Origin of the sequence: Pseudomonas sp. Leaf58 (genome assembly GCF_003627215.1) — a bacterium.
Classification (GTDB): domain Bacteria; phylum Pseudomonadota; class Gammaproteobacteria; order Pseudomonadales; family Pseudomonadaceae; genus Aquipseudomonas.
Genome location: NZ_CP032677.1, coordinates 226074 through 252619, shown reverse-complemented (window position 1 = coordinate 252619; position 26546 = coordinate 226074). Strand labels below are relative to the sequence as shown.

The following is a 26546-nucleotide window of genomic DNA, read 5'->3' as shown; positions in this document are numbered from 1 at the left end:
TGGGGCGACTGACGCGTGAAGGAATACATCTTGAGCGACCTCCTCAACCGCCGCCTGAGCCTGCTCGGCGCCAATCTCCCCCTGCTCAAGCAGTGCCTGCACGGCATTGAGCGCGAATGCCTGCGCGTGACCGCCGAAGGTCGCCTGGCCCAGACCCCCCATCCGCAAGCACTGGGATCGGCGCTGACCAACGAGCAGATCACCACCGATTATTCCGAATCGCTGCTGGAGTTCATCACCCCGGCCCTGCCCGACCCGGCCAAGGTGCTCGAAAGCCTCGAACAGACCCACCGCTTCGTCTACAGCAAGCTGGGCGACGAATACCTGTGGAGCCCGTCGATGCCGTGCACGCTGCCGGCCGAGGAGGATATCCCGATCGCCGAGTACGGCAGCTCGAACATCGGCAAGCTCAAGCACGTCTACCGCAAGGGCCTGGCCCTGCGCTACGGCCGCACCATGCAGTGCATCGCCGGTATCCATTACAACTTCTCCCTGCCTGAGGCGCTGTGGCCGCTGCTGCGTGCCGCCGAAGGTGGCAGTGAGAGCGACCGCGACTACCAGTCGTCGGCCTACATCGCGCTGATCCGCAATTTCCGCCGCTACAGCTGGCTGCTGATGTACCTGTTCGGCGCTTCGCCGGCCCTGGACAAAGGCTTCCTGCGTGGCCGCCCGCACCAGCTCGAAGAGTTGGATGGCGAAACCCTGTACCTGCCGTTCGCCACCAGCTTGCGCATGAGTGACCTGGGCTACCAGAGCAACGCCCAAGCTGGCCTCACGCCGTGCTACAACAACCTCGCCAGCTACACCGACAGCCTGCGCAAAGCGGTGGGCACGCCCTACCCGCCTTACGTTGAAGTGGGTACGCACGTGGATGGCGAGTGGGTACAGCTGAACACCAACATCCTGCAGATCGAAAACGAGTATTACTCGAACATTCGCCCCAAGCGCGTCACCTACACCGGCGAGCGGCCGATCCAGGCCCTGACCTCGCGCGGCGTGCAGTACGTGGAAGTGCGCTGCCTGGACATCAACCCGTTCCTGCCGGTGGGTATCGACCTGACCGAGGCGCGCTTCCTCGATGCGTTCCTGCTGTTCTGTGCGCTGGAAGACAGCCCGCAGCTGGACAACGGCGAGTGCGGCCAGTGCACCAACAATTTCCTCACCGTGGTCAAGGAAGGCCGTCGCCCCGGCTTGGAACTGCACCGCAACGGCCAGCCGATTGGCCTGAAGGCGTGGGCCAGCGAGTTGATCACGCGCATCCGCTCACTGGCCGATCTGCTCGACCAGGCCCACGGCGGCGAAGAACACGCCAAGGCCCTGGATGCCCAGCAGGCCAAGGTCGACGACGCTTCGCTGACCCCGTCGGCGCAGGTGCTGGCGCGCATGACCGAGCATGACGAAAGCTTCGCCAAATTCTCCCTGCGCCAAAGCCGTATCCATGCCGAAACCTTCCGCGAGCAGCCACTGAACAGCGAACAACAACAAGCGTTCGAAACACTGGCGCGTGAATCGCTCGCTAAACAGGCCGAGATGGAGCAAGAGGAAGTCGGTGACTTCGACCTGTTCGTCGGTGCCTACCAGGCCAGTATCCTAGCGATCAGCAACTGATGAGCCGCACCGCCACCCCGCGCAGACCGCGCGCTAGCAGCCAGGCCAGGATCGAAGCGATCCTGGCGGCTGCGCGCGAGCTGCTGGCCGAACTGGGGGTGGCAAGCCTGTCAATCTACAGCGTGGCCGAGCGTGCGCAGATTCCACCGTCGTCGGTGTACCACTTCTTCGCCAGCGTGCCAGCCTTGCTCGAGGCGCTGACCGCCGACGTGCACCGTGCCTTTCGTGACGCGCTGAGCGCGCCGATCGACGGCAGCGCATTCAACACCTGGCACGAACTGTCACGGCTGATCGAGCAGCGCATGCTGGATATCTACAACAAAGATGCGGCAGCGCGGCAGCTGATTTTGGCCCAGCATGGCTTGAGCGAAGTGGTGCAGGCCGATCGGCAGCACGATATGGAATTGGGCGACTTGATGTACAAGTTGTTCGACCAGCACTTTCACTTGCCGGTGATGCCGGTGGATGTGGACGTGTTTGCCCTGGCTATGGAGCTGAGCGACCGGGTTTATGCGCGGTCGGTGCAGCTGCATGAGGCGATTACCCCGCGTATGGCCGAGGAAGGCAAGCGGGTGTTCGAGGCGTATCTGGGGCTGTATCTGCCGCCGTTTCTGGCCAAGCGTTCCAGCTGAGATTGTTGGGGCCGCTTTGCGGCCCCATAAACCCCATCACAGCTTGGCGATAGACACTTCAGTCGACTTCACGAAGGCAATCACTTCGCTGCCCACCTGCAGCTCCAGCTCACGCACGGAGCGGGTGGTGATCACCGAAGTGACGATGCCAGAGGCCGTCTGCACATCGATTTCCGACAGTACCGGGCCTTCAAGGATTTCTTTCACGGTGCCTTTGAACTGGTTACGAACGTTGATGGCTTTGATAGTCATGGTTTGATTCCTTCTCTAGGGCTTCAGTGTGGTGAGTGAGTCATTCAGTGCGCCCAACGCAACTGCGTGGGCAGAGGGGCTACAGGGTCCGGCTCGGGCGCAGCGCCCGGGGCCGACAGAACACGGTTGAGCACTTCGCTTTCCAGCGCGGCGAGGCGGTGCGAACCACGCGCCCGGGGCCGCGCCAGGTCGACGGTGAGGTCGAGCCCAACCTCGCCGTCCTCGATCAGGATCACCCGGTCAGCCACCGCAACCGCCTCGCTGACATCGTGGGTGACCAGCAGCACGGTGAAGCCGTGCTGACGCCATAGGCGTTCGATCAGTTGCTGCATTTCGATACGGGTCAAGGCATCCAGCGCACCGAGCGGCTCATCCAGCAGCAGCAGGCGCGGCTGGTGGATCAGGGCTCGGGCCAAAGCCACGCGCTGCTTCTGCCCCCCCGACAGCGCCGCCGGCCATTCATTGGCACGGTCGGCCAGGCCAACCGCCTCCAGGGCCTCCAGCGCCCGCTGACGCCAGTCGCCAGACAGGCCCAAGCCAACGTTGTCGATCACCTTCTTCCACGGCAGCAAGCGTGCGTCCTGGAACATCAGGCGGGTTTCTTCACGGGCCTCTTCCAGCGGCGCGGCACCGGCCAGCAGTTGGCCTGCAGTGGCTTGGTCAAGCCCGGCCAACAGGCGCAGCAAGGTGCTTTTGCCGCAGCCGCTGCGGCCAACGATGGCAACGAACTGGCCAGCCGGAATATGCAGCTCGATGCCTTTTAGTACTTCACGCTGGCCGAAGGCCTTGCGCAGGCCGTTGGCGGCCAGCGGGATGCCACGCAGCAGGCGTGGCGGCGGTTGCTTGAGCACGGTCATGCGCCCTCCTTCTTGGCCACTTGGTAGGCCGGGTGCCAGCGCAGCCACACACGCTCCAAGCCGCGCGCGGCGAGGTCGGCGAGCTTGCCGAGCACGGCGTAAAGGACGATGGCCAGTACCACCACGTCTGTTTGCAGGAATTCCCGGGCGTTCATTGCCAGGTAACCGATGCCGGCGTTGGCTGAAATGGTTTCGGCAACGATCAGGGTCAGCCACATGAAACCCAGGGCAAAGCGTACGCCAACCAGGATCGATGGCAGCGCCCCCGGCAGGATCACCTGGCGGAACAGGCTGAAGCCAGACAGGCCGTAGCTACGCGCCATTTCCACCAGTGCCGGGTCGACATTGCGGATGCCGTGGTAAGTGTTCAGGTAGATCGGGAACAGCGTGCCCAGCGCGACCAGAAAGATCTTTGCCGACTCATCGATACCGAACCACAGGATCACCAGCGGGATCAGCGCCAGGTGCGGCACATTGCGGATCATCTGTACCGAGCTGTCGAGCAGGCGTTCGCCCCAATTCGACAGGCCGGTGATAAAGCCCAGCACCAGGCCGATACTGCCGCCAATCACGAAGCCCAGCCCGGCACGCCAGCCGCTGATGGCCAAATGGGTCCAGATATCGCCACTGCGCACCAGCTCCACACCGGCACTGACCACGGCGCTGGGCGCCGGCAGGATGCGCGTCGACAGCCAGCCGGCACTCACCGCCAGTTGCCAGGTGGCCAGCAGCAGTACCGGTAGCGCCCATGGCGCCAGGCGCTGGGCCAGGTTGTTGGAAGTTGCTCTAGTCATGGCCTGGCCCTCAGCTCTGTGCAACAGACTTGGGCAGGATGTCGTTGGCCACCATCTCACCGAACGGGCTTACATAACCGCCAGCCTTGGGTTGCTCCGGGCGCTGTACGTCCAGGTGCGGGAACAGCAGCTCGGCCACCCGGTACGACTCTTCCAGGTGCGGGTAGCCCGAAAAGATGAAGGTGTCGATGCCCAGCTCGGCGTACTCCTTGACCCGCGCAGCAACGGTCGGGCCGTCACCCACCAGCGCAGTACCGGCGCCACCCCGTACCAGGCCGACACCGGCCCACAGGTTGGGGCTGACCTCCAGTTTGTCGCGGTTGCCGTTGTGCAGAGCCGCCATACGTTGTTGGCCCACCGAGTCGAAGCGCGCCAGCGAGGCCTGGGCACGGGAGATGGTGTCGTCGTCCAGGTGCGAAATTAGCTTGTCGGCGGCGGCCCAGGCCTCTGCGTTGGTTTCCCGCACGATCACGTGCAGGCGGATGCCGAAACGCACTTCACGGCCTTGCGCAGCGGCCTTCTCACGTACCTGGGCGATTTTTTCAGCGACTGCGCTCGGCGGCTCGCCCCAGGTCAGGTACAGCTCGACCTGTTCGGCGGCGAGGTCTTGGGCGGCTTCGGAGGAACCGCCGAAATACAACGGCGGGCGCGGTTGTTGGATCGGTGGGTAGAGCAGCTTGGCGCCCTTTACCTGCAGGTGCTTGCCGTCGTAATTAACTGTTTCGCCTTCCAGCACCTTGCGCCAGATGCGGGTGAACTCCACGGAAGCCTCGTAGCGTTCCTGGTGGTTCAGGTGCAGGCCGTCACCGGCCAGCTCGTCTGGGTCGCCGCCGGTCACCAGGTTGAACAGCGCACGGCCGTTGGACAGGCGATCGAGGGTTGCCGCCTGGCGTGCCGCCACAGTCGGCGAGATGATGCCGGGGCGCAGCGCGACCAAAAACTTCAGGCGCTGGGTCACCGGGATCAGCGACGCCGCGACCAACCAGGAGTCCTCGCAGGAACGCCCGGTAGGGATCAGCACGCCGCCGAAGCCGAGTCGGTCGGCGGCCTGGGCGATCTGCTGCAGGTAGCCATGGTCGACGGCGCGCGCACCTTCGGAAGTGCCCAGGTACTTGCCGTCACCGTGCGTGGGAAGGAACCAGAAAATGTTAAGGCTCATTGGAGTTGTCTCCTCAAGGGTGGCTCAGCCAGGGCAACGCCCTGGCGCAGGCGTATCAATCAAGGCGCGCTGGCGACTTTGGCCGGGGGTGTCCAGATCACGTCCTTGATGCTCAGCGGCTTGGGGATCAGCTTCAGCGCCTGGAACGTGTCGGCGATTTTCTGTTGCGCAGCCACCACTTCCGGGGTGAGCGGCGCAGCGCCGTAGCCTTGGCGCTTGACCGAGGTGAGGGTGATGTCGGCGGGCAGGCCAAGCAGCGGTGCCACCTGGTCCGTCACCTCCTGCGGGTTGGCCTGGGACCACTCACCCACAGCGCGCACTTCCTCGATCAAGGTGTTGATCACCACCGGGTGCTGGGTCGCATAGTTGCGGGTGGCGAGGTAGAACTGGTGGTTATCGACCAGCCCCTTGCCGTCACGCAGGGTTCGGGCCTGCAACTGTTGCTCGGCAGCGGCCTGGTACGGGTCCCAGATCACCCAGGCATCCACGCTGCCACGCTCGAAGGCGGCGCGGGCGTCGGCTGGGGGCAAGTAGACAGGTTGGATGTCGCTGTACTTGAGGCCGGCATCCTCGAGGGCGCGGACCAGCAGGTAATGCACGTTGGAGCCTTTGTTGAGGACAACTTTCTTGCCCTTGAGGTCTTTTACCGACTGGATCGGCGAGCCCTTCGGCACCAGGATCGCCTCGCTGTGCGGCGCTGGTGGCTCGTAGGCCACGTAGAGCAGGTCGGCGCCGGCGGCCTGGGCGAACACCGGCGGTGTTTCACCGGTAACACCGAAATCGATGGAACCGACGTTCAGCCCTTCAAGCAGCTGTGGGCCGCCGGGGAACTCTGTCCACTGCACCTGCACGCCCTGCTCGGCCAGGCGTTTTTCCAACGTGCCTTTGGCTTTGAGCAGCACCAGGGTGCCGTATTTCTGGTAACCGATACGCAGGCTCTCGGCCTGGACTTGGGTAATGGCGCCGAAGGACACAGCCGCCGCAAACAGGGCGACCAGACCGCGACGCAAGAAGATTGTGCGCATGGCGCTCTCCTGTGCGAATGGGTTCGGGTTGCACCTGCTTGCCTCGTTGTCGGGCGAGTAAGGTGGTAAAGCGGGTTGGGCCGGTCAGATGCTCCAGCGAGCGCTGATCAGGCGTTCATTCAGTACGCCGGGGGCCACGGGGCGCGGCCGACGGGCCAGGGCCACGTGGAAGGTTTCCAGCGAGTCCTGCAGGCGTTCTTCCAGCGCCGGCACTAGCTGCGCGGGCTTTGTGCCGTCTGCGTAAGCAACCTGGCTGTCGTCGGCGAAGATCCCTTGCAGGGTCTCTTGCGCCTTGAGTGCCGACAGCACGGGCTTGAGTGCGTAATCCACCGCCAGCATGTGGGCGATGCTGCCGCCGGTGGCAATCGGCAACACGATCTTGTGGGCCAGGGCGCGTTCGGGCAGCAGGTCGAGCAACGTCTTCAAGGCGCCGGCGAAGGATGCCTTGTACACCGGCGTGGCAACGATCAGGCCATCGGCCTGGGCTACCAGTTGTTGAAAGTGCTGTACCTGCGGGCTGTCGAAACGGGCGTGCAACAAGTCTTCGGCGGAGAAGTCACGCACCTGGAACGTCACTACCTCGACGCCACGGCCCTGCAGCCATTGGCGCGAACGCTCGAGCAGCACGCCGGAGCGTGAACGGGGACTTGGGCTACCACCGATTGATACCACCAGCATTGCAGCGCTTCCTTGTGTTCTGTTGGAAGAGACATTAACAGTCGCGACATATATCTAGAAATCATATTTCTTCATTTGTTTATTCCATTTAGGACTTTGCGAAAAACTCAGACCTACACTGTCCTGTGGGAGCGGGCGTGCCGTACGCACGGTGGTGTGAGAGGACGGCGGGTGTGAGCCGGGGGCCATGGTGGAACTCGGGGGCGCAGCATATGAATCACGCACTGCCGAAGAAGCTGTGGGAACGGCTCGGACTGGTCTCGATACTGGATACGATCAACCGGCTTAGCCGCATGACCTGAACCGCCGTGTCCATTGACGCCAGATCGCGCAGCGGAGCTTATGCCTGACCCACCCATCCAACTCCTCAAGCGGATGCTTGCTCTGGCTGAGCTTGAAGTAGCTCGCCCATCACTGTCGGGCATCACCCTCGGCTTCTGGCCGGGGTTTAGAGTGACAGTTTCCGTTGTAGGAAATTTCTGCATTACGGCTATCCACGAGACAGTAACGCCTACTGGCGGCATAACCTGTTCGGCCCTTGGTGGCGCGGTTAACCACCACTTACTACGGCTTCGGCTGACTTCTGTACGCCCATCCCGTCGCCTCTCAGCGCTCGGTAGCAAAAAGGCCCACCACAGCCAAGCTGGTTGCGCTAACGCGCAACGCGCCATGCCTGGCGCACATAAAAAAGGGCCGTCGAAACGGCCCGAAAATCCCTGCTTGGCTAAGAGCAATGCAACGAGGAATCCTTTAGCGATTAGGCTGCGGGGTCAGCCGCAGATAGGGTTTGACCGCCCGGTAACCTTTGGGGAAGCGCTGCTTGATCTCTTCCTCATCCTTCAGCGAAGGCACGATCACCACGTCGTCACCGTCCTGCCAGTTGCCTGGCGTGGCGACCTTGTGGTTATCGGTTAGCTGCAGCGAGTCGATCACCCGCAGAATTTCGTGGAAGTTGCGCCCGGTACTGGCCGGATAGGTGATGGTCAGGCGCACCTTCTTGTTCGGGTCGATGACGAACAGCGAGCGCACGGTCAGGGTGTCGCTGGCGTTCGGGTGGATCAGGTCGTACAGGTCGGACACCTTGCGGTCGGCGTCGGCGATGATCGGGAAGTTGACCACGGTGTTTTGGGTCTCGTTGATGTCATCAATCCAGCGGTGGTGCGAGTCGACCGGGTCGACGGACAGGGCAATGGCCTTGACCCCACGCTTGTCGAAATCGTCCTTGAGCTTGGCAGTCAGGCCCAACTCGGTGGTGCACACCGGGGTAAAGTCGGCCGGGTGGGAGAACAACACACCCCAGCTGTTGCCCAGCCACTCGTGGAAACGGATCTTGCCTGCGCTGGAATCCTGTTCGAAATCGGGGGCGATATCGCCGAGTTTGAGACTCATGGGCTGCGGCTCCTGTGCTGGGTTCTGTACACCGTGTGGGTTCAATGTGCCTGCATTCGATTAAAAACAAAAAGAATAAATACTGATTTGTTTATAACCATAAGGCATACGAAATAACAGGCACAAAAAAGCCTCGCACTAGGCGAGGCTTGTCGTTCAGCTACGGCTTACAGGAAGTTGTAAGTGTAGTTCACGATGAAGCGAGTCTGGTCTTTGTCCGCAGCGCTTTCGCCGCTACCACGGTAAACGCCCTGACGCAGGCTGAAGCCCAGGCCTTTGAGGGTGCCTTGCTGAAGGGTGTAGTCAACGCGTGCGTCGCGTTCCCATTCGTTGTAGCTGCCGTCGCCAGACTTGTTGCGCACATCGTCACCACGCAGGTAAGCCACCGAAGCCTTCAGGCCTGGGACGCCCAGGGACGCGAAGTCATACGAGTACTGGCCGAAGGTGGTGTTCTCACCGGCACGGGCGAACTGGTTGATCATGCTGTCCGTGAACAGGTAGAAGCTCGCGCCGCCATTGCCTTCCAGCGAAGAGGTGGCGCCGTCTTTACGGACGCTACCTTGGTTCAGCCAGACGAAACCACCGTCATCACCCACTTGCTGGTGACCGAGCATCAGCGCATGGCCACCCAGGGTGTAGGTGAACATGGCGCTCCAGGTCTTGTTGTCGACCTCGCCCGCGTTCTTCGCAAAGCCACCATTGTTGTCGAAGGCATAACCGGTCTGACCATTCTTGCCGTCGCTGCTGCTGTCGAAGTAACGCAGGTCAGTCTTGAACGACTGGTTGTCGGCAATTTTGAAGACGTGGGTAGCGCCCAGGAAGTGCTGCTTGTAGAAGTCTTCCAGGTTCGAGTAGTAGTACTGCAGAGTCAGGTCTGGCGTGAGCTTGTAGTCACCGCCGGCGAACTGGAACTTGTTGCTGTCGCGGAAGGCGCCAGAAACCGAAAGGCCGGTACTGTTGCTCGAGGCACGACCCATGGCGTGGGTCAGTTGACCGGCGTTGACGGTCAGGTTGTCGATTTCCTTCGACTGCAGGGTGCCACCCTCGAAGGTCTGCGGCAGCAGACGACCATCGTTGGAAACCAAGATCGGCAGCATAGGCGCCAGGGCGCTACCGTAGTGGACTTCGGTTTTCGAGAAGCGAGCCTTGGCGTTACCACCAATGCGTGCCCAGTCGTGGACTGCCGAACCATCGGAGTCGCTTGGGAAGAAGGTGTTGTTGGCATCTGGACGGCTACCACGGCCACCATCCAGGTGAATGCCCCACAGCGCTTGAATGTCTACACCAACGCCTACGGTGCCTTCGGTGAAGCCAGACAGGTAGTCGAGCTTGAAGCCCTGACCGCTTTCTTTCTGGTCAATACCGGCTTCGCGGTTGTCATCGTTGAAGTACATGGTGCGCGAGCTGAGCGCCAGTTTGCTGTCTTCAACGAAACCGGCAGCGCCTGCTTGTTGGGCGAGAACCCCCACTGCCACGGCCAGAGCCAGGCTGGACTTGTACATGTTTTGCTCCTCTACGTTCTAATTCTTGTGTATCTCTGGCGGTGGGATCTGCTGCCCCGCTCACCGTGGATTGGCGATTTAGTCCCAAAGCGTGACCATGAAGTCAATCGTTTCTAAACGTTTCGCGACTTTGGTCTAAGACGCCACCTGCGCTACAGGATAATGACAATCCTATAAATCCAAAATGACCGTTTTATGAATTCGTAAGATTTTTAAGGAATATGTTAGGAACCTTTAGCGCCATTCGTTGTAGCGCCCCCACCATTCATAACTTTTAGTTATTTGCAAACGTTTGCTCATAACCTAATTCCGTATCGGTATATCGGGACGAAAAAGCCTAGCAGGCGCCTATGCTTTCGCCATTGAGCGAGGTCACCTGATGCCATGGGCTCACGGGCGTCCCGGTTGGAGCGGCCATGGTTAAAACAATTGGCTCCTAAGCTAATGCGAAAAAGTTATTTATTTTACTTTTCTTAGATCATTTAGCCTTCTCGGCATCCATCACCCCGATTGTCTGACGAGAGGTTCACCATGATCCCGCACGCTCCGCTGCGCCTGTTCGCCGCCCTGACCCTCGCCAGCGCCAGCTGGTTGGCCCAGGCTGCCGACCTGACCGTGGCCTACCAGACCACAGTCGACCCCGCCAAGGTGGCACAGGTCGACGGCGACTACGAAAAAGCCAGCCACGCCAGCATCGACTGGCGCAAATTCGACAATGGCGCCGACGTGATCACCGCGGTAGCTAGCGGCGACGTGCAGATCGGTTACCTGGGGTCCAGCCCGCTGGCCGCCGCCGCTACCCGCAAGCTGCCGGTGGAAACCTTCCTGATCGCCACGCAAATTGGCGCCGGTGAGGCGCTGGTCGCCCGCGACAGCATCAAGACCCCGCAAGACCTGGTCGGCAAGAAAGTCGCCGTGCCGTTCGTCTCCACCGGCCACTACAGCCTGCTGGCGGCACTGAAAAGCTGGAACATCGACCCGTCCAAAGTACAAATCCTCAACCTGGCGCCGCCAGCCATCATTGCCGCCTGGAAGCGCGGTGACATCGACGCTACCTACGTCTGGGACCCGGCCCTGGGCGTGGCCAAGGAGAACGGCAAAGTGCTGATCACCTCTGGCGAGCTGGCCACCAAAGGTGCACCTACCTTCGACGCTTGGATCGTGCGCAAGGACTTCGCCGCCAAGCACCCCGACGTGGTCAAGGCCTTCGCTAAAGTGACCCTCGACGCCTACGCCGACTACCGCAAAGACCCGAACGCTTGGCTGGCCAACCCCGACAACGTGGCCAAACTGGCCAAGCTGTCCGGCGCCAAGCCAACCGACATCCCGGTACTGCTGCAGGGCAACGTCTACCCGCTGGCCGCCGACCAGGCCAGCGCACTGGGCGCGCCGACTACCCAGGCGCTGACCGACACCGCCACCTTCCTCAAGCAGCAAGGCAAGGTCGACGCGGTGCTGCCAGATTACTCGCCGTATGTCAGCGCCCAGTACCTGCCCAATTAAGCCTGTAGAAACCGACCGGAGCCTGCCATGGCCTTGCTCGAACTGGAGCGCATCAGCGCACAGTACCCCGGTGCCGAAACCCCGGTACTGGCCGACATCAACCTAAGCCTGGGGCCCCGCCAGTTACTGGTGGCCCTGGGGCCTTCCGGCAGCGGCAAGACCTCGCTGCTCAACCTGATCGCCGGCTTCGTCGCCCCCAGCGGCGGGCGCATCACCTTGGACGGCGTGCCCGTCCAGGGCCCCGGCGCCGAACGCGGCGTAGTGTTTCAGGACGATGCCCTGCTGCCTTGGCAGAACGTACTGGGCAATGTCGCCTTCGGCCTGGAACTGGCCGGGGTAGCCCGCGCACAGCGCGAAGCCAAAGCCCGCGAAATGCTGGCCCTGGTCGACCTAGACGGCTTTGCCGAGCGGCGTATCTGGCAACTGTCGGGGGGCCAGAAGCAGCGCGTGGGCCTGGCCCGGGCGCTGGCCGCAGACCCTCGGGTGCTGCTGATGGACGAGCCGTTCGGTGCACTCGATGCCTTCACCCGCGAGCAGATGCAAGAGCTGTTGCTGCAGGTGTGGCAACGCACCGCCAAGCCGGTGTTCTTGATTACCCACGACATCGAAGAGGCCGTGTTCCTCGCCAGCGAACTGGTGCTACTTGCGCCCAACCCAGGGCGCGTAGTGGAGCGCCTGCAACTGGACTTCGGCCAGCGCTATGCCGCCGGCGAATCGGCCCGGGCGATCAAGTCCGACCCGGCCTTTATCGAAACCCGCGAACATGTTTTGGCGCGGGTGTTCTCCCAACGTCAAACCCTGCAGGAGCGCGCATGAGCAGCCTGGACCTGCCGGTCGCCGGCAAACGCAACGCCCAACCCCGGCCAGCCGCCAAGCTGCGCCGCCCCCTTGCCACCCGCTGGATCAGCACCCTGACCTTGGGCAGCCTGTTGCTGGCTTGGTGGCTGGTGACCGCAGCCGACTGGATCGAGCCGCTGTTCCTGCCCTCGCCCACCGACATCCTGGCCAAGGCCGCCACTCTGCTGACCCAGGGCTACATGGATGCCAGCCTATGGCAGCACCTGGGCGCCAGCCTCGGGCGCATCGGCGTGGCGCTGCTGGCTGCCACCCTCACCGCCATCCCAGTGGGTATCGCCATTGGCTATAACCGCGTGGCGCGCGGCATTCTCGACCCGCTGATCGAGTTCTACCGGCCGATCCCGCCGCTGGCCTACTTGCCGCTGATCGTCATTTGGTGCGGCATCGGCGAGTTGTCGAAGGTGTTGTTGATCTACCTGGCGATCTTCGCCCCCATCGCCATTGCCACTGCCACCGGCGTACGCACGGTCGACCCCGCCAAGTTACGTGCCGCGCAGTCGCTGGGCGCGACCAAGGCCCAACTGATCCGCCATGTAATCCTGCCCAGCGCGCTGCCAGACATCCTCACCGGCATCCGTATCGGCCTGGGGGTCGGCTGGTCGACCCTGGTGGCTGCCGAATTGATCGCCGCCACCAGCGGCCTGGGCTTCATGGTGCAGTCGGCGGCGCAGTTCTTGGTTACCGATGTGGTGGTGCTGGGCATCCTGCTGATTGCCCTGATCGCCTTCGCCCTGGAGATGAGCCTGCGCGCCGTGCAACGCAAACTGGTGCCGTGGCACGGGCAAACACACTGACCACGCCAGCACACTGGTGCCTGAAAAAGAGACCGACATGAGCCTGACCATCACCCCCCTCAGCCCGGCGCTCGGCGCGCAGATTAGCGGCGTGGACATCAGCCGCGACATCACCGCCGAACAGCGCGACGCCATCGAGCAAGCGCTGCTGCAGCACCAGGTGCTGTTTTTCCGCGACCAGCCGATCAACCCCGAGCAGCAGGCACGTTTTGCCGCCCGCTTCGGCGACCTGCACATCCACCCGATCTACCCCAACGTGCCGGAAACCCCCCAGGTACTGGTGCTCGACACGGCAGTCACCGATGTGCGCGACAACGCGGTGTGGCACACCGACGTGACCTTCTTGCCAACCCCGGCCTTGGGCGCGGTGCTCAGCGCCAAGCAGTTGCCGGCCTACGGTGGCGACACCCTGTGGGCCAGCGGTATCGCCGCCTTCGAGGCCTTGTCGGCGCCGCTGCGCAAGATGCTCGATGGGCTGACCGCCACGCACGACTTTACCAGGTCGTTCCCCCTTGAGCGTTTTGGCACCACGCCAGAAGACCTGGCGCGCTGGGAGGCCACGCGGCGCAGCAACCCGCCGCTGTCACACCCGGTGGTGCGCACGCACCCGGTGAGCGGGCGCAAGGCGTTGTTCGTCAATGAAGGGTTCACTACCCGCATCAACGAATTGAGCGAGCTGGAAAGCGAGGCACTGCTGAAGCTGCTGTTCGCCCATGCCACCCGGCCGGAGTTCAGCATTCGCTGGCGTTGGCAGGAGCATGATGTGGCGTTCTGGGACAACCGCGTGACCCAGCATTTTGCAGTGGATGACTACCGGCCTAACCGGCGGGTGATGCATCGGGCGACCATCCTCGGGGATGCACCCTTTTAGTTTTTGCCTGTACCGGCCTCTTCGCGGGTAAACCCGCTCCCACAGGTACAACACAGGTTTCGAACCGGTGCCGTCCCTGTGGGAGCGGGTTTACCCGCGAAGAGCCGGTACAGGTTATTACCTGACCAGATGCAGGTACTGCATGTGCCGTTCGTACTGGTCGAGGATGTCGTTGATGATCTGCTCCTTGCTATAGCCCACCAGGTCATAGTTCTGGCTGCCTTCGCTCAGGTGCACCTCCGCCCGATAATAACGGCGGTTCTTCAACTCTTGCGTACCCAGCCCACCCAGGGCGAACGACGGCGTGAAGTAACCGCGCATCTGCACCTGGTAAATGAACGGCTGCTCCTCGCCATGGCCAATCTTCAAACTGACGTTGTCGTGGCTCGGGTCATCCTGGGTAATCAGCGCCAGGCCCTTCTGCTCGAACACCTCGCGTACATCGGCAATCGCCGGGCGCACCACGTCGTCCATGAAGCGGTACACCTCGTCGCGCGACGGAAAGTGCACTGCCTGGCTCAGGCGCTGGCGCCAGCCACCACGCCCGTGGCGTGATTGGGCGAACGGGGCCAATGAGTGCATCTGCGCTATCTGCCGTTGCGACTCCAGGTAGAAGGCCTTGTGCAGCCCCCACATCATGCACAACAAGATCAGCGAGAACGGCAACGAGGTCAGCACCACCGCCGACTTCAGCGAATCGATGCTACCGGCAAACAGCAACGCGCTGGTGATCAGCGCCGTCATTGCACCCCAGAAGATGCGTAGCCAGTTCGGCCCGTCTTCATCGGCATCACCGCCCTTGGCCGACAATGTCGACAGCACCACGGTGCCCGAGTCGGCCGAGGTGACGAAGAACACGAAGCTGATGAACACCGTGGTGGCGATCACGGCCTTGCTCCAGGGGTAGGTCTCCAGCAGCAGGTACAGGCTCATCGACGGGTTATCCAGCGCCGACTGGCCCAGCGCGGTCATGCCGTGATTGATCACCTGGTCAAGGGCGCTGTTGCCGAAGATCGACATCCACGCCAGGGTAAAGCCCAGCGGGATCAACAGCACGCCGAAGACGAACTCGCGGATGGTGCGGCCACGGGAGATGCGGGCAATGAACAGGCCCACGAACGGCGCCCAGGCAATCCACCAGGCCCAGTAGAACACTGTCCAGCCGCCCAGCCAGTCACGGTTATCACCGTAGGCATAAACGTCGAAGCTCTTGCGCGGCAAGGCGCCCAGGTAATCGCCCAAGTTTTGGATCAAGGTGTTGAACAAGTGCTGGGTAGGCCCGGCGAACAACACGAACAGCAACAATGCGCAGGCCAGGAACAGGTTGATGTCGCTCATCACCCGCACGCCCTTCTCCACCCCGGCAACCGCCACGGCCACCGCGGCGCCCATCATCAGCACGATGAGCAGTACCTGCACCCACTGGCTGTGGCTGATACCGAACAGGTAGTCGAGCCCGGCGTTCAGGTGCAGCACGCCAAAGCCCATGTCGGCGCCTAGGCCAAACACCGTGGCGATGATGCCGAAACCGTCTACTGCGTAGCCGATCGGCCCGTTGATGCGCTTGCCAATCAACGGGTACAAGGCCGAGCGCAAGGCCAGCGGCAGGTTGTGCCGGTAGGCGAAGTAGGCCAGGGCCATGCCGACGAAGGCGAATACGCCCCAGCCATGCAGGCCCCAGTGCAGGAACAGGATCTGCATCGCCTGGCGCCCGGCCTCGGCCGTGCCCGCTTCGCCCTGGGGGGGTTGCAGCATGTGGGTGAGGGGTTCTGAGACGCAGAAGAAGAACAAGGTAATGCTGATACCGGCGGCAAACAGCATGCCGGCCCACGACAGGTAGCTGAACTCGGGTTCGTCGTGGTCGGCACCGAGCTTGATCTTGCCGTAGCCGGACAAGGCGGTGACCACCACGAAGACCAGGTACAACGTCATCGCCAGCATGTAGTACCAGCCGACCGTATTGGCCGCCCAGTTCTGCGCCGCCAGTAACCAGTCGCCGGCGGTTTGCGGGTTGGCGATGACTACCAGGCCGAAGATGAGGATGAAGCTTGCCGCAAAATAGAACACCGGGGGGTTCATGCGGATCTTGCCACTGGCAAGGGAGGGGGTCGGCGCACTCATTGGGTGTGCACCTCGTCGAATGACGTAAGGTTCGGAATGAACGGGTTCAGCAAAGGAATCCTCCTGTTGAACACCGGCAGCGGACCAGCGTTTTTTCATTGAACAAGCGTTCAAGTTAAACATGGATCGGATTTCAATGCGAATCAGGGCGCTGATTGGTGCCCTCCTGTACCGGCCTCTTCGCGGGCTTGCCCGCGAAGAGGCCGGTACAGGCCGAGGAAATGCCAGGTTAATTCTTGTCCTGGCAATCCAGCTGCAGGTTGGCCTGGGTGATGTTGCTTTCAGCCGGCACACTACGGGTCAGCCACACATTGCCGCCAATGGTCGAGCCCTTGCCGATGGTGATCCGCCCCAGTACCGTGGCGCCGGCATAGATCACCACATCGTCTTCGACGATCGGGTGGCGAGGCAGGCCTTTGTGCAGGGTCCCCGACTCATCGCTGGGGAAGCGCTTGGCGCCCAGGGTCACCGCCTGGTAGATGCGCACCCGCTCGCCGATGATCGCGGTTTCACCAATGACTACACCGGTGCCGTGGTCAATGAAGAAGCTAGGGCCGATCTGCGCCCCGGGGTGAATGTCGATCCCCGTGGCCGAATGCGCCAGCTCCGAGCTGATCCGCGCCAGCAGCGGCAGGCCGGCCTGGTACAAGTGGTGGGCCAGGCGGTGGTGGATGATTGCCAGGATGCCTGGGTAGCACAGCAGCACTTCATCAACGCTGCGCGCCGCTGGGTCGCCGTGGTAGGCGGCCAGCACGTCGGTGTCGAGTAACACCCGCAGGTCTGGAAGCGCAGCGGCAAAACCCTGGATCAAGTTGAGCGCATGGGCATTCACGCCGGCCAGCTCAGCCTTGCTATGCCGCGCGGCGTAGCGCAGTTCCAGGCGGGCCTGGGTCAGCAGGGCGGTCAGGGCGGCGTCCAGGGTGTGGCCGACGTAGAAGTCTTCACTCTCTTCGCGCAGGTCGACCGGGCCAAGGCGCATGGGGAACAACGCACCGCACAGTTGCTCCAGAATATGCCGCATAGCCTCACGCGACGGCAGCTCACGCCCGCCCTGCTGGTCGCTGCTGCGGCCATTGCGGGTGCGCCATTGCTCACGGGCACCGCGCAGGCCGGTGACGATGTTCTGCAACTGCCAGTGCCCGGATGAAGGTTGTTCGCTCACGGTGTTCTCCTGCCTGAGTAGGCCAACTATTGTTATCGCCAGGCCTGGCCCTTTCGCGGGTAAACCCGCGCCTACACGGTCCTTGTGGGAGCGGGTTCACCTGCGAAGAGGCCAGGCCTGCGTACATGCAATCCACTCTACGGCAAATCCATCCCTTGGAAAAAACAACGCTTTATTCCATCCTGCACTAAGTCAGGCATAAGCAGCGATGACGCGGGGCAGATACTCGCCTACCCTCAATGCAGCCAGCACTGACGCAAACAAAAAAGGGAATAACAAAATAATTTTTTATTATTTCCTGGCCTAAGCGGCCTGACCCTATAGTCGCCACCCACTACTTACACAACAAGCGCGGGGCTCTGCACATGTCGAAATTCGCCAAACCGCTACTCAATGCCAGCCTGGCACTGCTGCTGGGTGCCGGCCTGCTCAGCCAGGCCTTCGCCGGCGAGCAGCTGAAGACCATCCAGGAAAAAGGCGTGATCAACGTCGGCCTCGAAGGTACTTACCCACCGTTCAGTTTCCAGGACGAGAACGGCAAGCTGACCGGCTTCGAAGTGGAGCTGTCCGAGCTGCTGGCCAAGGAACTGGGGGTCAAGGCCAAGGTTCAGCCCACCAAGTGGGACGGCATCCTCGCCGCGCTGGAATCCAAGCGCCTGGACGTGGTGATCAACCAGGTGACCATTTCCGAAGAGCGCAAGAAGAAGTACGACTTCTCCGAGCCCTACACCATCTCCGGCATCCAGGCGCTGATCCTGAAGAAGAAGGCCGAGCAGTTGGGCATCCACAAGGCCGCCGACCTGGCCGGCAAGAAGGTTGGCGTGGGCCTGGGTACCAACTACGAGCAATGGGTCAAGAAAGACGTACCGCAAGCCGATGTACGCACTTATGAAGACGACCCAAGCAAGTTCGCCGACCTGCGCAACGGCCGCATCGATGCCATCCTGATCGACCGCCTGGCGGCGCTGGAATATGCGCAAAAAGCCAAGGACACCGAGCTGGCCGGCGACGCCTTCTCGCGCCTGGAAAGCGGCGTGGCCCTGCGCAAGGGCGAGCCTGAGCTGTTGGCGGCAATCAACAAGGCCATCGACAAGCTCAAGGCTGACGGCACGCTGGCCAAGCTGTCCGAGAAATACTTCGGTGCTGATGTCACCAAATGATTGCTGAAAGCCTGCAACTCGTTGTCGACTCCACGCCCTTCCTACTGAAGGGCGCGGGTTATACCGTGCTGCTTAGCGTTGGCGGCATGTTCTTCGGCCTGGTGCTGGGCTTTGCCCTGGCGCTGATGCGGCTGTCGAAGCTCTTGCCGCTGAATTGGCTGGCGCGGGTCTACGTGTCGTTTTTCCGCGGCACGCCGCTGCTGGTGCAACTGTTCGTGATCTATTTCGGCATGCCGCAGATCGGCATCGAGCTGGACCCGATCCCAGCGTCGCTGATTGGCCTGTCGCTGAACATGGCCGCCTACATCTGCGAAATCCTGCGCGCGGCGATCTCCTCGATCGACCGTGGCCAGTGGGAAGCTGCCGCCAGTATCGGCATGACCCGCGTCCAGGCCATGCGCCGGGCGATCTTGCCTCAGGCCTTGCGCACGGCACTGCCACCGTTGGGCAACAGCTTTATCTCATTGGTCAAGGACACCGCCCTGGCGGCGACCATCCAGGTGCCCGAGCTGTTCCGCCAGGCCCAACTGATTACCGCGCGTACCTTCGAAGTGTTCACCATGTATGTGGCGGTGGCGGTTATCTACTGGGTGCTGTGCAGCATCCTCGCGCACTTCCAGAACCGCATGGAAGCGCGGGTCAACCAGCATGACCAGGAGCATTGAGCATGATTGAAGTCAAAGGCCTGACCAAGCAGTTCAAGGGCCAGACCGTGCTCAACGGTATCGACCTGAATGTGCAGCCCGGCGAAGTGGTGGCCATCATTGGCCCCAGCGGTTCGGGCAAGACTACCTTCCTGCGCTGCCTCAACCTGCTGGAAACCCCCGATGCCGGGCAGATCCAGATCGGCGCCATCAGCATCGATGCCAACCGCCCATTGGGTGGGCAGCAGAGTGCGATACGCCGCTTGCGCCAACAGGCGGGGTTCGTGTTCCAGAACTTCAACCTGTTCCCTCACCGCACCGCCCTGGAGAACGTGATCGAGGGCCCGGTCATCGTCAAGAAGACCCCCCGCGAGCAGGCCATCGACCTTGGCCGGCGCCTGCTGGCCAAGGTTGGCCTGGCGGGCAAGGAAGATGCCTACCCCCGGCGCCTGTCCGGTGGCCAGCAGCAGCGGGTGGCCATCGCCCGCGCCCTGGCCATGGAGCCGGAGGTGATCCTGTTCGACGAACCGACCTCGGCGCTGGACCCGGAGCTGGTAGGTGAAGTGCTGGCGACCATCCGCGGTTTGGCCGAGGAGAAGCGCACCATGATCATCGTCACCCATGAGATGAGCTTTGCCCGGGATGTAGCGAACCGCGTGATCTTCTTCGACAAGGGGGTGATCGTGGAACAGGGTGAGGCCAAGGCGCTGTTCGCGGCGCCGAAGGAAGAACGCACCCGGCAGTTTTTGCGCAAGTTCCTTGGGACTGCGGCTTCCGAGTAAACCTGTACTGGCCTCTTCGCGGGTAAACCCGCTCCTACAGGTGTAGCACCGGCCTCGAAACCGGTGCCGCACCTGTAGGAGCGGGCTTGCCCGCGAAGAGGCCGGCACATCTGTAGCAAATCCCTCCTTCTATAAATATTCCAAAAAGTTAGTTCATAAAGTTTTTATAAACCATTACGGTATATAAACCGGACCACCGGACCAGCACACATCTGTCGCGATCAGCTGTAGCGGCATAACTAATTTGTGAGGTCAGGAATGGTCAGGATCACAATCACCCCAGTGCGTAACGCCAGGGCATTGAGTGCAGCCGAGGAGCGGCACTGATGTCCAGCCAAGCCAATACCCAATTCCATAGCGATCTCGACAGCTCGCCCCTGCTGCTGCCTGCCAAGGTACTGCGCAACGATGCCGAGGCCCTGCAAGCAGCGCGCGAAGTGGCCAAGGTGGCCCGCGAGCAGGCCGCCCGTCGCGACCAGCAACGCAAGCTGCCGTGGGCCGAGATCGAGCTGTTCACCCGCAGCGGCCTGGGCAGCATCAGCGTACCCAAGGCCCATGGCGGCCCCGAAGTGTCGTTCGAGACCGTGGCCGAAGTGTTCCGCCTGATCAGCGCCGCCGACCCGGCCCTGGGGCAGATCCCGCAGAACCAGTTCGGCATGCTGCAGTTGCTGCGCCTGGCCGCCACCGAAGCGCAACAAGCGGTAATCTTCCGCAGCGTGCTCGACGGCTGGCGCATCGGCAATGCCGGCCCCGAGCGTGGCACCAAGGACACCCTCACCCTCAAGGCGAAAATCACCCGCGCCGGCGACAGCTATCGCATCAGCGGCGAAAAGTTTTATTCCACCGGCGCCCTGTTCGCCCACTGGGTGGCGGTAAAAGCACTGGACGACGAAGGCCGCCAGCGCCTGGCATTCGTGCGCCGGGGCAGCCCGGGGCTGCGCATCGTCGATGACTGGTCCGGGTTCGGCCAGCGCACCACCGCCAGCGGCACCGTGCTGCTCGACCAAGTACCGGTGGAAGCCGAGCTGGTGATCGACAACTGGCGCCAGCGCGACATTCCCAATATCCAGGGCGCGGCCTCGCAACTGATCCAGGCGGCAATTGACGCCGGTATCGCCGAAGCGGCGATCGAAGATGCCATCAGCTTCGTGCGCGAAAAGTCCCGGCCATGGGTTGAGGCCAACGTGGACCGTGCCAGTGACGACCCCTATGTGATTGCCGACATCGGCCGCCTGAAACTTGAACTGCACGCCGCCGAAGCGTTGCTGGGCAAAGCTGCGCGAGTGCTCGACGAGGTGAATGCCGCGCCGATCGACGCAGCCAGTGCAGCGCGGGCGTCGATTGCGGTGGCCGAGGCCAAGGTGCTGACTACCGAAATCGCCCTGCAGGCCAGCGAGAAGCTGTTCGAGCTGGCTGGCAGCCGCGCCACCCTCGCCGAGTTCAACCTCGACCGGCACTGGCGCAATGCTCGGGTGCACACCCTGCATGACCCCGTGCGCTGGAAGTACCACGCGGTCGGGGCTTACCACCTTAACGGCACACTGCCTGCGCGGCATTCCTGGATCTAATTGTTGGGCCCTGGGGGCTGGCTTGCCGGCGATTGGGGCGCAAAGCGCCCCCAGGCCTCGGAGAAAACCATGACTACAAATATCATTACCGACGACAGCCAAGCCCTGGCTGTCGCCGAAGACATTGCCCAACAACTGCGTCGCGACAGCGCCCTGCGTGACCGCGAGCGCCGCCTGCCGCACGCCGAACTCGAGCTGTTCACCCGCTCCGGCCTATGGGCCATCAGCGTGCCCAAGGCCTTCGGCGGTGCTGGCGTATCCAACGTCACCCTGGCCAAGGTCATCGCCCGTATCGCCCAGGCCGACGGCTCGCTCGGGCAGATCCCGCAAAACCATTTCTACGCACTGGAAGTGCTGCGGGTAAACGGTACGCCCGAACAGCAACAGCGCCTATATGCCGAGGTACTGGCAGGCCGCCGCTTCGGCAACGCCCTGGCCGAACTGGGCACCAAAACCGCCAACGACCGCACCACCCGCCTGAGCCGTGACGGCGAGGGTTTCCGCATCAATGGCCGCAAGTTCTATTCCACCGGCGCCATCTACGCCCAGCGCATTCCTACCTCGGTCATCGACGAACAGGGCGTGCAGCAGCTGGCCTTCGTCCCGGCCGACAGCCAGGGCCTGCAGGTGATCGACGACTGGAGCGGCTTCGGCCAGCGCACCACCGGCAGCGGCTCGGTGGTGTTCGACAACGTGCACGTCGATGCCGCCGACGTGGTGCCGTTCCAAAGCGCCTTCGAGCGCCCCACCCCAGTCGGCCCGCTGGCGCAGATCCTCCACGCTGCAATCGACACCGGCATCGCCCGCGCGGCCTATGAAGATGCCCTGCACTTCGTGCGCACCCGCAGCCGCCCCTGGGTCGATTCCGGCCTGGACAACGCCACGGACGACCCGCTGACGCTGAAAAGCTTCGGCCACCTGGCGATACGCCTGCATGCTGCCGAGGCCCTGCTGGAGCGTGCCGGCGAATACCTCGACCGCGCCCGTGACGACAGCACTGCCGACAACGTGGCCGCCGCCTCCATCGCCGTGGCCGAAGCACGCGCCATCAGCACCGAAATTGCCCTGGCGGCCGGCACCACCCTGTTCGAACTGGGCGGCAGCCAGGCCACCCTGGCCGAACACAACCTCGACCGCCACTGGCGCAATGCCCGCGTGCACACCCTGCACGACCCGGTGCGCTGGAAGTACCACGCCATCGGCAATTACTACCTCAACGGGGCCAACCCGCCGCGCCGAGGGACCATCTGATGGCCAAGCAGATTCTGCTCAATGCCTTCAACATGAACTGCATCGGGCACATCAACCACGGCCTGTGGACCCATCCACGGGACACCTCGACCCAATACAAGACCCTGGATTACTGGACCGACCTGGCACGCTTGCTTGAGCGAGGCCTGTTCGACGGGCTGTTCATCGCCGATATCGTCGGCACCTACGACATCTACGGGCAGTCGCTGGACGTCACCCTCAAAGAGTCGATTCAGCTGCCGGTCAACGACCCGTTGCTGCTGGTCTCGGCCATGGCCGCCGTCACCCGCCACCTGGGTTTCGGTCTTACCGCCAACCTCACCTACGAGGCGCCCTATCTGTTCGCCCGGCGCCTTTCCACCCTGGACCATCTGAGCAATGGCCGAGTGGGCTGGAACATCGTTACCGGCTACCTCGACAGTGCCGCCCAGGCCATGGGCCTGGCGCAGCAGCCCGAGCACGACCGCCGCTACGACCAGGCCGACGAATACTTGCAGGTGCTGTACAAACTGTTGCAAGGCAGCTGGGCCGACGATGCCGTGCTCGCCGACCGCCAGCAGCGCGTGTACGCCCACCCCGACAAAGTGCGCAAGGTTAGCCACCAGGGCGAGTTCTACAAAGTCGAGGGCTACCACCTCTGCGAACCCTCGCCGCAGCGCACGCCAGTGTTGTTCCAGGCTGGCAGCTCACCACGTGGCCTGGCTTTCGCCGGTAACCACGCCGAGTGCGTGTTCATCAGTGGTCAGGACAAGGCCGCTACTCGCGCCCAGGTCGACAAGGTACGTGCCGCTGCCCAGGCCGCAGGTCGCGACCCACAGGCAGTCAAGGTGTTCATGGGCATCACGCTGATCGTCGCCGCCACCGAGCAACAGGCCCAGGCTAAGCACGCTGAGTACCTGCGTCATGCCAGCGCCGAGGCTGGGGTCGCGCACTTCGCCGCCTCTACCGGCATCGACTTCGCCGCCTACGAGCTGGACGAGCCAATCGCCTTCAGCCAGGGCAACGCCATCCAGTCCGCCACGCGCCAGTTGCAGGACAACGCCTGGACCCGCCGACGCTTGCTGCAACAGCACGCCCTGGGGGGCCGTTACGTAACCTTGGTCGGTGCGCCCGAACAGGTGGCCGAGCAACTGATTGCCTGGCTCGATGAAACTGGCCTGGACGGCTTCAACCTGACCCGCACCGTAACGCCGGAAAGCTTCGAAGATTTCATCGACCTGGTGATCCCGCAGTTGCAACAGCGTGGCCGCTACAAGACCGCCTACGCCGAAGGCACCCTACGCGAGAAGTTGTTCCAGGCCGACCACCCGCACCTGCCCGCCGACCACCCTGGCGCGGCTTACCGCTTTACCCCCACCCCTGCCCCGACTGGAGCCCTGCACCATGCTTGAAAAACTGTTCCGGCCCGTCGCGGCCATAGCCCTCACCCTCGGCCTGTCCGCCAGCACCTTGGCTGCCGAACCACTGAAGATCGGTACCACCGCCGCCTTTGCCATCCCCCTGGAAGCCGCCGTGGAAGAAGCGCACAAGCAAGGGCTGGAAGTGAAGCTGATCGAGTTCAGCGACTGGATCGCGCCCAATGTCAGCCTCAACAGCGGCGACATCGACGTGAACTACTTCCAGCACATCCCGTTCCTGGAAAACGCCAAGGCTGCCGCAGGCTTCAAGCTGGTGCCCTACGCCCCGGGCATCATCAACAACGTCGGCCTGTACTCGAAAAAGTACCCAAGCTTCGCCGAGCTGCCCGAAGGCGCCAGCGTGGCCATCGCCAACGACCCGATCAACAGCGGCCGTGGCTTGCAGTTGCTGGCCAAGGCCGGGTTGATCACCCTCAAGCCTGGGGTCGGCTACAAGGCCACCGAGGACGATATCGTCGCCAACCCGAAAAAGTTGAAGATCCTCCAGGTCGAGGCGGTGCAGCTGGTGCGTGCCTATGACGATGCCGACCTGGTGCAGGGCTATCCGGCATACATCCGCCTGGCCAACACCTTCGATGCCAGCTCGGCATTGCTGTTCGATGGCTTGGAAAACAAGGAGTACGTGATCCAGTTCGTCATTCGCCCGCAAAGCAAGGATGACCCGCGCCTGGCCAAGTTCGTCGACATCTACCAGCACTCGCCAGCCGTGCGCGCGGCCTTGGACAAAGCCCACGGCAAGCTTTACCAGGCCGGCTGGGAGGGCTGACATGAGCCAGGCCAGCGCGCTCAGGGCGCCCACCCCACAACCACTGCCGCCAACGGCCAGGGAGCACGCCCTGCGCCCAGAGGCCAATCAAGCCCACGTGCGCTTCATCGGCCTGGGCAAGACCTACCCGGGCCAGGTGCAACCAGCCTTGCAAGGCATCGACCTGAATATCCGCCATGGCGAAATCTTCGGCATCATTGGCCGCAGCGGTGCCGGCAAGTCATCGCTGCTGCGCACCATCAACCGCCTGGAACGACCCAGCCAGGGCCGGGTGCTGGTCGATCAGGTGGACATTGCGCCGTTCGACGAGGACCACCTGGTAGCCCTGCGCCGGCGCATCGGCATGATCTTCCAGCATTTCAACCTGATGTCGGCCAAGACCGTGTGGGAAAACGTCGAGCTGCCCTTGAAGGTGGCCGGCGTCGCCAAGGCCGAACGCCAGCGCAAGGTGCGTGAACTGCTGGAGCTGGTCGGCCTGCAGGAAAAGCACAAGGTGTACCCGGCGCAGTTGTCGGGCGGGCAAAAGCAACGGGTGGGCATTGCTCGGGCACTGGTGCACGACCCCGAGATCCTGCTGTGCGACGAGGCCACCTCGGCACTGGACCCGGAAACCACCGCTTCAATCCTGGAACTGCTGCGCGACATCAACCAGCGCCTGGGCCTGACCATCGTGCTGATCACCCACGAGATGGCAGTGATCCGCGATATCTGCCATCGGGTGGTGGTGCTGGAGCGCGGTGCTGTGGTTGAGCAGGGCGAGGTCTGGCGGGTATTCGGCACACCGCGCCACGAGGTCACCCGTACCCTGCTCGCGCCATTGCAAGCCAAGTTGCCTGCTGCACTGCAAGCCAGCCTGCGGGCAGGCCCAGCGGGCCGCGACAGTGCCGTGGTGCTGAAGCTGACCCTGCTCGGCGAACCGGAGCTATCGGCCCTGTTCAACGACCTGGGCGGGCGCGTGCGCCTATTGCAGGGCGGTGTGGAAACCATTGGTGAGCATGCCCTGGGACGGTTGATCCTGTCGGTGCAGCACTCGCCGCACGACACCCACCAATTGCTTGAACGTGCCCGCCGCTGGGCCGAGGACGTGGAGGTATTGGGCCATGTGGTTTGATCGCCTGTTGGAAGGCTTGCTCGATACCCTGCTGATGGTCGGCGTGTCATCGCTGGTCGCGCTGCTGGTGGGGGTACCGATGGCGGTGCTGTTGGTTACCAGTGACAAGGGCGGGATATTCGAGGCGCCCCTGCTGAACCGGGTGCTGGGCGCCTTGGTCAACCTGTTCCGTTCGATCCCGTTCCTGATCTTGATGGTCGCGCTGATCCCCTTCACCCGCCTGGTGGTAGGCACCACCTACGGCGTGTGGGCGGCGGTGGTGCCGTTGACCATCGCCGCCACACCGTTCTTCGCGCGAATTGCCGAGGTCAGCCTCCGCGAAGTCGACCACGGCTTGGTAGAGGCTGCACAGGCCATGGGCTGCCGGCGCTGGCACATCGTTTGGCACGTACTGCTGCCCGAGGCGCTACCGGGGATCGTGGGCGGGTTCACCATTACCCTGGTAACCTTGATCAACTCCTCGGCCATGGCTGGGGCGATTGGTGCCGGGGGCTTGGGGGATATCGCCTACCGCTATGGCTACCAGCGCTTCGACAGCCAGATCATGCTGACCGTGATCGCCATGTTGGTGGCGTTGGTGGCGGTGATTCAGCTGGGTGGGGACCGGTTGGCGAAGGGGTTGAACAAACGCTAGATCGGGG

At 62.8% G+C, this 26546-nt stretch carries 25 protein-coding genes and 2 pseudogenes; 16 read left to right on the top strand and 11 right to left on the bottom strand.

Annotation, left to right across the window (positions count from 1 at the left end; all coding sequences use genetic code 11):
* The first annotated feature begins 30 nt into the window (after positions 1-30).
* Positions 31-1608, top strand: coding sequence for a glutamate--cysteine ligase (gshA, locus tag DV532_RS01080; RefSeq protein WP_162241145.1), 1578 nt, complete (start codon positions 31-33; stop codon positions 1606-1608).
* Entirely contained in the window at positions 1608-2240 is a 633-nt protein-coding gene (locus tag DV532_RS01075; RefSeq protein ID WP_056805989.1) for a TetR/AcrR family transcriptional regulator, read from the top strand. Before gshA ends, DV532_RS01075 begins: the two co-directional genes overlap by 1 nt.
* A 36-nt stretch (positions 2241-2276) precedes the next feature.
* On the opposite strand, the gene DV532_RS01070 is transcribed toward DV532_RS01075, so the two are convergent.
* From DV532_RS01070 to ssuE, 6 genes are all read right to left on the bottom strand, one after another.
* The gene (locus DV532_RS01070; RefSeq protein WP_003255829.1) at positions 2277-2492 is read right to left on the bottom strand and encodes a molybdopterin-binding protein; all 216 of its coding nucleotides are present in this window, start codon (positions 2490-2492) and stop codon (positions 2277-2279) included.
* 44 nt (positions 2493-2536) lie between these two features.
* Entirely contained in the window at positions 2537-3349 is an 813-nt protein-coding gene (ssuB, locus tag DV532_RS01065; RefSeq protein WP_056805991.1) for an aliphatic sulfonates ABC transporter ATP-binding protein, read from the bottom strand.
* On the bottom strand, positions 3346-4143 hold the full coding sequence (gene ssuC, locus DV532_RS01060) for an aliphatic sulfonate ABC transporter permease SsuC (protein WP_056805993.1): 798 nt from the start codon (positions 4141-4143) through the stop codon (positions 3346-3348). The genes ssuB and ssuC overlap by 4 nt, the downstream gene beginning before the upstream one ends.
* A gap of 10 nt (positions 4144-4153) precedes the next feature.
* Positions 4154-5302: an FMNH2-dependent alkanesulfonate monooxygenase gene (gene ssuD, locus DV532_RS01055; RefSeq protein WP_056805994.1), complete on the bottom strand. Its 1149-nt coding sequence runs from the start codon at positions 5300-5302 to the stop codon at positions 4154-4156.
* Between the two features lie 59 nt (positions 5303-5361).
* Positions 5362-6327 carry a sulfonate ABC transporter substrate-binding protein gene (locus DV532_RS01050; RefSeq protein WP_056805996.1) on the bottom strand — a complete coding sequence of 322 codons (966 nt, stop codon included), beginning with the start codon at positions 6325-6327 and terminating at the stop codon, positions 5362-5364.
* An 84-nt stretch (positions 6328-6411) separates the two neighbouring features.
* Entirely contained in the window at positions 6412-7005 is a 594-nt protein-coding gene (ssuE, locus tag DV532_RS01045) for an NADPH-dependent FMN reductase (RefSeq protein ID WP_056805999.1), read from the bottom strand.
* A 173-nt stretch (positions 7006-7178) separates the two neighbouring features.
* Here ssuE and DV532_RS30795 point away from each other — a divergent pair.
* Positions 7179-7307: pseudogene (locus DV532_RS30795) on the top strand (maturase); the annotation flags it as partial.
* A 10-nt stretch (positions 7308-7317) separates the two neighbouring features.
* On the opposite strand, the pseudogene DV532_RS01035 reads toward DV532_RS30795, so the two are convergent.
* The 3 genes and pseudogenes from DV532_RS01035 to DV532_RS01020 form a co-directional block, all read right to left on the bottom strand.
* Positions 7318-7416, bottom strand: a pseudogene (locus DV532_RS01035) (group II intron maturase-specific domain-containing protein); the annotation flags it as partial.
* Between the two features lie 339 nt (positions 7417-7755).
* A complete protein-coding gene (locus tag DV532_RS01025) occupies positions 7756-8394 on the bottom strand; it encodes a peroxiredoxin (protein ID WP_056806001.1) in 639 nt (212 codons plus the stop codon).
* A gap of 167 nt (positions 8395-8561) precedes the next feature.
* Positions 8562-9896 carry an OprD family porin gene (locus DV532_RS01020; RefSeq protein ID WP_056806003.1) on the bottom strand — a complete coding sequence of 445 codons (1335 nt, stop codon included), beginning with the start codon at positions 9894-9896 and terminating at the stop codon, positions 8562-8564.
* 531 nt (positions 9897-10427) lie between these two features.
* Here DV532_RS01020 and tauA point away from each other — a divergent pair.
* The 4 genes from tauA to tauD are packed head-to-tail and all read left to right on the top strand — an operon-like array spanning position 10428 to position 13922.
* A complete protein-coding gene (gene tauA, locus DV532_RS01015; protein ID WP_056806005.1) occupies positions 10428-11399 on the top strand; it encodes a taurine ABC transporter substrate-binding protein in 972 nt (323 codons plus the stop codon).
* A gap of 27 nt (positions 11400-11426) precedes the next feature.
* On the top strand, positions 11427-12215 hold the full coding sequence (gene tauB, locus DV532_RS01010; RefSeq protein WP_056806008.1) for a taurine ABC transporter ATP-binding subunit: 789 nt from the start codon (positions 11427-11429) through the stop codon (positions 12213-12215).
* Positions 12212-13051, top strand: a complete 840-nt coding sequence (gene tauC, locus DV532_RS01005) for a taurine ABC transporter permease TauC (RefSeq protein WP_056806010.1) — start codon at positions 12212-12214, stop codon at positions 13049-13051. Before tauB ends, tauC begins: the two co-directional genes overlap by 4 nt.
* A 37-nt stretch (positions 13052-13088) precedes the next feature.
* On the top strand, positions 13089-13922 hold the full coding sequence (gene tauD, locus DV532_RS01000) for a taurine dioxygenase (protein ID WP_056806013.1): 834 nt from the start codon (positions 13089-13091) through the stop codon (positions 13920-13922).
* 117 nt (positions 13923-14039) lie between these two features.
* Here tauD and betT read toward each other — a convergent pair whose 3' ends face one another.
* Together betT and epsC are read right to left on the bottom strand one after the other, a co-directional pair.
* Complete coding sequence (gene betT, locus DV532_RS00990; protein WP_162241147.1) at positions 14040-16001, bottom strand: choline transporter BetT; 1962 nt, start codon at positions 15999-16001, stop codon at positions 14040-14042.
* Between the two features lie 271 nt (positions 16002-16272).
* The gene (epsC, locus tag DV532_RS00985) at positions 16273-17205 is read right to left on the bottom strand and encodes a serine O-acetyltransferase EpsC (RefSeq protein WP_056806020.1); all 933 of its coding nucleotides are present in this window, start codon (positions 17203-17205) and stop codon (positions 16273-16275) included.
* 365 nt (positions 17206-17570) lie between these two features.
* Here epsC and tcyJ point away from each other — a divergent pair, with 365 nt between their 5' ends.
* The 9 genes from tcyJ to DV532_RS00935 all read left to right on the top strand — a co-directional run bounded on the left by tcyJ (position 17571) and on the right by DV532_RS00935 (position 26539).
* Positions 17571-18365, top strand: a complete 795-nt coding sequence (tcyJ, locus tag DV532_RS00980; protein ID WP_056806022.1) for a cystine ABC transporter substrate-binding protein — start codon at positions 17571-17573, stop codon at positions 18363-18365.
* Positions 18362-19030: a cystine ABC transporter permease gene (gene tcyL, locus DV532_RS00975; protein WP_056806025.1), complete on the top strand. Its 669-nt coding sequence runs from the start codon at positions 18362-18364 to the stop codon at positions 19028-19030. The genes tcyJ and tcyL overlap by 4 nt, the downstream gene beginning before the upstream one ends.
* Positions 19031-19032: 2 nt before the next feature.
* A complete protein-coding gene (gene tcyN, locus DV532_RS00970; RefSeq protein WP_056806028.1) occupies positions 19033-19791 on the top strand; it encodes an L-cystine ABC transporter ATP-binding protein TcyN in 759 nt (252 codons plus the stop codon).
* 326 nt (positions 19792-20117) lie between these two features.
* Positions 20118-21359, top strand: coding sequence for an SfnB family sulfur acquisition oxidoreductase (locus DV532_RS00960; protein WP_056806030.1), 1242 nt, complete (start codon positions 20118-20120; stop codon positions 21357-21359).
* A gap of 69 nt (positions 21360-21428) precedes the next feature.
* On the top strand, positions 21429-22610 hold the full coding sequence (locus DV532_RS00955; RefSeq protein WP_056806209.1) for an SfnB family sulfur acquisition oxidoreductase: 1182 nt from the start codon (positions 21429-21431) through the stop codon (positions 22608-22610).
* Positions 22610-24001 (top strand): LLM class flavin-dependent oxidoreductase, encoded by a 1392-nt coding sequence (locus tag DV532_RS00950; protein WP_056806033.1) that lies wholly within the window; start codon positions 22610-22612, stop codon positions 23999-24001. The genes DV532_RS00955 and DV532_RS00950 overlap by 1 nt, the downstream gene beginning before the upstream one ends.
* Positions 23994-24794, top strand: coding sequence for a MetQ/NlpA family ABC transporter substrate-binding protein (locus DV532_RS00945; protein ID WP_056806036.1), 801 nt, complete (start codon positions 23994-23996; stop codon positions 24792-24794). The genes DV532_RS00950 and DV532_RS00945 overlap by 8 nt, the downstream gene beginning before the upstream one ends.
* 1 nt (position 24795) lies before the next feature.
* On the top strand, positions 24796-25905 hold the full coding sequence (locus DV532_RS00940) for a methionine ABC transporter ATP-binding protein (protein WP_056806038.1): 1110 nt from the start codon (positions 24796-24798) through the stop codon (positions 25903-25905).
* Positions 25895-26539: a methionine ABC transporter permease gene (locus DV532_RS00935; RefSeq protein WP_056806040.1), complete on the top strand. Its 645-nt coding sequence runs from the start codon at positions 25895-25897 to the stop codon at positions 26537-26539. Before DV532_RS00940 ends, DV532_RS00935 begins: the two co-directional genes overlap by 11 nt.
* Positions 26540-26546: the final 7 nt, after the last annotated feature.